Origin of the sequence: Geminocystis sp. GBBB08, from assembly GCF_016743215.1 — a bacterium.
Classification (GTDB): Bacteria; Cyanobacteriota; Cyanobacteriia; order Cyanobacteriales; family Cyanobacteriaceae; genus Geminocystis.
On record NZ_VRZC01000187.1, the window covers coordinates 1 to 6806 of the forward strand.

At 35.0% G+C, this 6806-nt stretch carries 8 protein-coding genes and 1 pseudogene; 2 read left to right on the forward strand and 7 right to left on the reverse strand.

What is annotated here, in order from left to right:
* Positions 1–398 (reverse strand): annotated as a pseudogene (locus tag FWJ34_RS16985) (hypothetical protein); the annotation flags it as partial.
* 53 nt (positions 399–451) lie between these two features.
* On the opposite strand from FWJ34_RS16985, the gene FWJ34_RS16990 reads away from it, so the two are divergent.
* Together FWJ34_RS16990 and FWJ34_RS16995 are read left to right on the forward strand one after the other, a co-directional pair.
* A complete protein-coding gene (locus FWJ34_RS16990) occupies positions 452–598 on the forward strand; it encodes a hypothetical protein (RefSeq protein WP_308256531.1) in 147 nt (48 codons plus the stop codon).
* A 124-nt stretch (positions 599–722) separates the two neighbouring features.
* Positions 723–2975 (forward strand): glycoside hydrolase, encoded by a 2253-nt coding sequence (locus FWJ34_RS16995; protein ID WP_308256532.1) that lies wholly within the window; start codon positions 723–725, stop codon positions 2973–2975.
* Positions 2976–3123: 148 nt separating this feature from the next.
* On the opposite strand, the gene FWJ34_RS19630 is transcribed toward FWJ34_RS16995, so the two are convergent.
* The 6 genes from FWJ34_RS19630 to phoU form a co-directional block, all read right to left on the reverse strand.
* Positions 3124–3234 carry a DUF4277 domain-containing protein gene (locus FWJ34_RS19630; protein WP_396232050.1) on the reverse strand — a complete coding sequence of 37 codons (111 nt, stop codon included), beginning with the start codon at positions 3232–3234 and terminating at the stop codon, positions 3124–3126.
* Positions 3235–3290: 56 nt separating this feature from the next.
* Positions 3291–3833 (reverse strand): dCMP deaminase family protein, encoded by a 543-nt coding sequence (locus tag FWJ34_RS17000; protein ID WP_308256533.1) that lies wholly within the window; start codon positions 3831–3833, stop codon positions 3291–3293.
* Positions 3834–3842: 9 nt separating this feature from the next.
* Entirely contained in the window at positions 3843–4814 is a 972-nt protein-coding gene (mdh, locus tag FWJ34_RS17005) for a malate dehydrogenase (RefSeq protein ID WP_308256534.1), read from the reverse strand.
* A gap of 3 nt (positions 4815–4817) precedes the next feature.
* Positions 4818–5036, reverse strand: coding sequence for an NAD(P)H-quinone oxidoreductase subunit O (locus tag FWJ34_RS17010; protein WP_308256535.1), 219 nt, complete (start codon positions 5034–5036; stop codon positions 4818–4820).
* 37 nt (positions 5037–5073) lie between these two features.
* Positions 5074–5784, reverse strand: coding sequence for a precorrin-2 C(20)-methyltransferase (locus FWJ34_RS17015; protein WP_308256536.1), 711 nt, complete (start codon positions 5782–5784; stop codon positions 5074–5076).
* A 263-nt stretch (positions 5785–6047) separates the two neighbouring features.
* Positions 6048–6743: a phosphate signaling complex protein PhoU gene (gene phoU / locus FWJ34_RS17020; RefSeq protein ID WP_308256537.1), complete on the reverse strand. Its 696-nt coding sequence runs from the start codon at positions 6741–6743 to the stop codon at positions 6048–6050.
* Positions 6744–6806 lie beyond the last annotated feature (63 nt).

A 6806-nucleotide genomic window follows, 5' to 3' on the forward strand; every position in this document is an offset into this window, starting at 1 on the left:
TCCGTTTCGTTAACTACTAACAAATCAATCTGTAAACCACCCGTCGCCCTTTTTACCGACACATCCGAGAGAAACTCATGAACATCAATGCCTTTTTCTTGAAATAAACGAACTACAGCAGGACGCACTTGCCACTCGACAAACTCCCCTAAACGATTACCTAATTTACCGATTTGCTCATCAGTTTTTTTACTTTGTTCTTTCAGTAGTCTTTCTGTTTCTCTAAAACGTCGATCAGTTTCCGCAGAACGGCGATCGGCTTCCTCTGCATTTTCCTTTAAAAGTCGATCAGTTTCGGCAAAACGCTCTTTGATTTCCTGAAAGCCTTTTTCGGTTTCCTTTTGAGCCTCAATTAATTCTTTTAATAATTGCCAAACTTCTTCTGAGGTAGTTGTCATAAATTTATTAGAGTCTAAAAATACTTCCATTCACATTATAGCAATAAGCTAGTTTGCATTTAAGTCGTCTGGTGATGGAAGGGAAAACGGTGCTTTATTCTTTGATTCAAGATGGTACGGGTATAATTCCGTCGGTACAAATCGCAACCTTAAGTACGGGTTTAGCCTTAACAAGTAGTAATATTTTTGTAGAAAACTAAAATTTCAGTGGCTTGTAGTGAGAGAAATAAGTAACTTAATTAAGAAAGTTTACGGGATCAGAATAAGACCAAAAATGTTGAATAAGATTAACTGATAAAGATAATTTATCTATCCTCTAAATTTATGGCTCACCCTCTCTACGTTGCATTTATCTGGCATCAACATCAGCCACTATATAAATCTCGTCTCTCTAGTAATGATTTTGGTGGGCAATATCGTTTACCTTGGGTTCGGTTACATGGCATTAAAGACTACTTAGATTTAGTTTTAATTCTTGAAAAATATCCTTTATTACATCAAACTGTCAACCTTGTTCCTTCTTTGATTTTACAGTTAGAAGAATATGCTAATGGTACAGCCATTGATCCTTATTTAGCCTTAACTCTCACTTCCGTTAGTGACTTAAATTCACAACAGAAACAATACATTATTCAACATTTTTTTGATGCTAACCATTATCATCTTATTCGCCCTCATCCTCGTTATGAAGAACTTTATCAACAACGTCACCTAAAGGGAGAACAATGGTGTTATGAGTATTGGCAAGATCAAGATTACAGTGATTTATTAGCATGGCATAATTTAGCATGGTTTGATCCTCTTTTTTGGACTGATCCAGAAATTGCTGAATGGTTACAAAGAGGCAAAAATTTTACTTTAGCAGATCGCCAAAACATTTGGAAAAAACAACAAGAAATCATTGCTCGTATCATTCCGCAACATCAAAAAATGCAGGAAACAGGACAATTAGAAGTCACCACTACCCCTTACACTCATCCGATTTTACCCCTATTAGCAGATACCAACGCAGGAAGAGTCGCTATTCCCAATTTACTTTTACCTAATACTCGTTTTCAGTGGGAAGATGATATACCCCGTCACCTTAATAAAGCATGGAATATTTATAAAGATAGATTTGGGCGATCGCCAAGAGGATTGTGGCCTAGTGAACAGTCTGTAAGCCCTTCAATTTTACCCCATGTTGCCAAAAGAGGATTTAATTGGTTATGCTCTGATGAAGCAGTTTTAGGATGGAGTATTAATCACTTTTTTCATCGAGATGAAATGGGGAATTTATATGAACCAGAATACTTATATCGCCCTTATCGATTAGAAACCCCTGAAGGAGATTTAAACATCATTTTTCGTGATCACCGTTTATCAGATTTAATTGGTTTTACCTACGGTGCAATGAATGCAGATCAAGCCGCCGGAGACTTAATCGGACATTTAGAAGCCATTTGTCGGCGGTTAAAAGAAAGACAATGGGGAGATAAAAGTACTTTAGAAAATCCTTGGTTAGTGACGATCGCCTTAGACGGAGAAAACTGTTGGGAATTTTATGAACAAGACGGTAAATTATTCTTAGAATCCCTTTATAGTCGGTTATCACAACAATCACAAATCAAGTTAGTCACCGTTTCCGAATTTATCGATCAATTTCCCGCCACAGAAACCCTTAATAGTAGAAGTTTACACAGTGGATCATGGGTTGATGGTAATTTTAATACATGGATAGGAGATCCAGCTAAAAATAAAGCATGGGAGTATTTACACACCGCCAGAGAAACCTTAGCTAAACATACTCAAGCCACAGAAGAAAATAACCCAGAAGCATGGGACGCATTATACGCCGCCGAAGGTTCAGACTGGTTTTGGTGGTTTGGCGATCCTCACCATTCTAATCATGATGCCATGTTTGACCAATTATTTAGAGAACATTTAATCGCCTTATATCAAGCCTTAGATGAAACTCCACCAGAATATCTATATCAACCTGTTGCTGAAGTTGAAACAAAATTAGCCAATGACTATTTACCAGCTAGTTTCATTCATCCGGTGATAGATGGACGAGGAGATGAGGAAGATTGGGATAAGGCTGGAAAAATCAAAATCGGCGGAGCAAGGGGAACAATGCACAAAGCAAGTATCATTCCGTCAATATATTATGGTTGGGATCACCTTAATTTTTATCTGCGTTTTGACTTAAAACCCGGTGTTAAAGCAGGGCAAGATTTACCTTCAGAATTACATTTATTTTGGTTTTATCCCGGTAGATTAAGCCATAACAATCAGATTTATTTAGCTAATTTACCAAAAGAAGCTCCTCTCAACTACTATTATCATCATCATTTATGTATTAACTTATTAACTCAAACGACATGGTTGCAAGAAGCTAGAGAAGATAATAATTGGCACTCTCGTTATTGTAGTGGAAAAGTTGCCATAGATTCCTGTATTGAAATTTCTGTACCTTGGAAAGATTTACATATTGATCCTGATGCTGAAATTAGTTTACTAGCGATTCTAGCAGAAAATGGTCAATATAAAGAACATTTACCCGAAAATAACTTAATTCGCTTCCAAGCACCATAATTTAAGTAATAGCTAATCCTCATATCACCTATTTTGACTAAAAAAAAGAAACTATATAGCAATAAACGGGTTAGTTAAGACATTCTCAAAATCTATAGTTGTCATTCCGAGATAACCAGAGGAATCTCAAAACGTTCTAATCAACTCGTTATCTGCTATAGCAATCTATGGGAATTAAAGAATTAACAATATTTTCTATATCTAAATCATCGATAATTCCAGCTATTAATCCTAAATGATCTAGATTTTGAATAATTATTTATTGTGTCATTTATCAAATAAAAACTGATAATTAAATGATAAAAATTATTTTAATCAATTGAGTATTTCACCAATAGAAACAGGCTTAATTAAAAAAATACTAGCTTTTTGAGCAACATTTTCACGGATTTTTAAAGGATGTAATGTCACTAATTTATCAGTAATAAAAGCATCTCTAACAATTAATTTATCCCCTGAATTAAAATTAGTTTCATAAAAAACCTCTTTAATTCCTGCGGAAATAATCAATTTTAAACAGGAAATACAAGGCTCAAGAGTTACATAAATAGTCGCTCCATTAGTAGCAATACCGTGTCTAGCCGCTTGGGCGATCGCATTAGCCTCAGCGTGAACTGCACGAGATGGTAAAATTTTACTAGCATCACAACTGCTTAAACCTTCATAACAGAAACCTTGTGCCGTGCAATGAATTGAGCCTGATGGAGAACCATTGTACCCTGTTGCTAATACTTGACGATGGTTAACAATAACCGCACCAACAGGAAAAGCAAGACAAGTCGAGCGTGTAGAGGCTAACTTTGCCATTAGCATAAAATATTCATCCCATGTTGGTCGATCTTTTTCTTTATCTGTCATCAATAATTTTCAATTTCTCATGGTTGTAAGGGCTAGATTGATATTATCACGAACTGATCGAGCAGAAATCTGTAACGCTTGTTTTTCCTCATCAGTGAGATTAAGTTGTAAAATTTGCTCAACACCAGAACATCCTAAACGACAAGGCACACCCAAATAAAGATCATTTAACCCATATTCTCCTTGCAAATAAACCGCAGCCGGTAATAAACGAGATTGATTTAATAAAACTGACTCTATCATGTAAAAAGCCGAGGAAGCTGGGGCGTAATAAGCACTACCAGTTTTTAATAATTTAATAATTTCCGCACCACCGTCACGGGTGCGTTGTACTAATTTATTAATAGTTATATCATCCAATAATTCGGTGATAGGAATACCGCTTACGGTACAATAACGAGGTAAAGGTAACATTAAATCACCATGACCACCTAATACCATACTTTGAACATCAGTAACAGATACTCCTAATTCCATGGCAATAAAAGCCTGTAAACGAGCAGAATCCAAAACTCCAGCCATGCCCACTACTTTTTCGCAAGGTAAATTTGTGGTTTTCCAGACTAAATAAGTCATTACATCAAGAGGATTGGTGATTACCAAATAAAGAGCATTTGGGGAGTAAACAAGACATTTTTGAGCCGCTTCCGTGACAATTTTAGCATTGATTTTTAATAAATCTTCTCGACTCATACCAGGTTTACGAGCAACACCAGCAGTAATCACCACCACATCAGAATTAGCAGTATCTTGATAATCGTTTGTGCCAATAATGTTACGATTATGTAATTCTAAACCTCTAGCCTCCATCAAATCAAGGGCGATGCCTTGGGGTAAACCTTCCACAATATCTAATAAACAAGCATTAGCAAGATTACGCTCAATAATTCTTTGGGCTAAAGTTTTCCCCACATTCCCAGCACCAATAATAGATACTTTGGGAAATTTATTACAAAGAGGTAGAGTCAAAGATTTACTCATTATTTATTTCACTAATTCAAGATGATCAAGTTTTAACCAAACACTAGGAGTAGGGGTGTAGAATTTAACTAAAGCGTATTCATCGTTTAAATCTAAAATTTCCCCTTTGCTTTCAAAAATATAAGAGGGAAAACGACTATCACTAGCTTTAGCTTCCAACGTGTTAGCCAATTTTTCAGGGATGGCTTTTACAAATGCACCTTTTTTGAGAGTATCTGCCATAATCTTAATTTTAAAAGTATTGAAAATAATTATCTTTCTATTTTGACATAATTTGACGAATAATTAAGATAGAAAAATAACTCAGTTTTAATTGAGGATAATTTTCTAAACAAGTATAAATTTTTTCAGAATGATTAGTTGCTTTTTCAACTAAATAAGCACAATCAAATAAATTTCGTTTTGCCAAAATACTCCATACTTGATCATAAACAGAAGCTACTTTCATTAGTACAACAACCTCCGCCCAATCTAAAGTTTTTTCTAACTCTTGAATAGAATAAAGTGCGGGTAAAATGGCTAATTTTTCTTGCTGTATGGTTAAAGGCATATTTAAAGCTGAAGCGGCAGCCATAGGAGAAGAAACCCCAGGAATTCTCACAATTTTAATCCTTGGGTGTATTTTTTGCAATGTTAAAGCCACATAAGTAAAAGTACTATAAAAACTAATATCTCCCTCACAAGCAAAAGCGACATCCTCACCTTGTTGTAAATATTGCCAAACTTCCAAACTAATGGAATACCATGCTTGGGAAAGAGTTTCTTGAGATAAAGTGTAAGGGAAAAATAAAGAGAGTTTTTGCTGATGAGATTGTAAATATCCTTCAATAATAGTTTCAGCTACACCTTTTTGATGATTAATACCTGCTGGAAATGCAATAATGTTGGTATTTTGTAAAATTTTTAAACCTTTAAGGGTAATTAATTCAGGATCACCAGTACCAACGCTAACACCGTAAAGAGTGCCAATTTCCGCTTTTTTTTTAAATCAAACATTGATAGTTTATGGTGAATAGTTTATAGTGAATAGTTTATAGCAATCGGAAAATAGGTTGTGGTAAATTAAATAGTAGTTAATAATAACTCAAACTGAAGTCATTTCTAAATTCTAAATTCTAAATTTTTCCCAACGGAAATGCCACAAATCAAATAAGATTACGATAGTTGATCTTCACTTTGTTCAGAACAATGAAACAAGCATTTTGCCAGTAATTCCTAATCCCTAATTCCTAATTAGTTACGTCGTCCTGTTACGATATATGATACTCTTTGAGCTATATTTGTGGCATGATCCGCCATCCTTTCTAAGTGACGAATTGCCAGAGCAAGTAAGACAATGGGTTCAACTACTCCTTTTATATCACGTTGATACGCTAAAGTTTTATAAAGACGCTCATAGGCATAATCAACAGTATCATCTAAAAGTTTAATTTTTGCTCCAGCTTCACTATCTAACTCACTTAAAGCTACCATCGTTTTGGCTAACATTATTTGTGCTTGTTGTGACATAATAGCTAACTCTGCCATACAGGGATGAGGGGTGTAAAGAGCAAGTTTAAGGGCTATTTCTCCCAAATCTTCAGCATAATCTCCAATTCTCTCTAAATCTCGTACCAGTTGCATAAAAGCACTTAATATTCTTAAATCTTGGGCTACAGGTGCTTGTAAGGTTAAAATACTAGCACAGTGAATTTCTATCTCTCTATAATACCTATCAATTTCTCGATCTTGAGCTTTAATAATTGAGACTGCCTCTAATTCTCCTTCAAACAAGGCTTTATGACAATAGCGAAAAGACTCTTCCACTAATGCACCCATTCTTAATACATCTTGTGCAACTTTACTTGTTTGCTTTTGTAGTTGACTACTCTCTCCAATAAGTTGATTTGATAATGCCACTAATTTGCTCCCCTTTACATAGCAAAACATACCACAATTCAAGGATATTTTAGTTAAAATCCTTACTTTATCTTCGAGTTTAATGTGATCTTG

What these genes read in the sequence shown, in the direction of transcription:
- mdh (WP_308256534.1), bottom strand. Translation starts at nt 4,814, where the DNA reads ATGAGTAAATCTTTGACTCTACCTCTTTGTAATAAATTTCCCAAAGTA.
- FWJ34_RS16995 (WP_308256532.1), top strand. Translation starts at nt 723, where the DNA reads ATGGCTCACCCTCTCTACGTTGCATTTATCTGGCATCAACATCAGCCA.
- FWJ34_RS17010 (WP_308256535.1), bottom strand. Translation starts at nt 5,036, where the DNA reads ATGGCAGATACTCTCAAAAAAGGTGCATTTGTAAAAGCCATCCCTGAA.
- phoU (WP_308256537.1), bottom strand. Translation starts at nt 6,743, where the DNA reads ATGTTTTGCTATGTAAAGGGGAGCAAATTAGTGGCATTATCAAATCAA.
- FWJ34_RS17000 (WP_308256533.1), bottom strand. Translation starts at nt 3,833, where the DNA reads ATGACAGATAAAGAAAAAGATCGACCAACATGGGATGAATATTTTATG.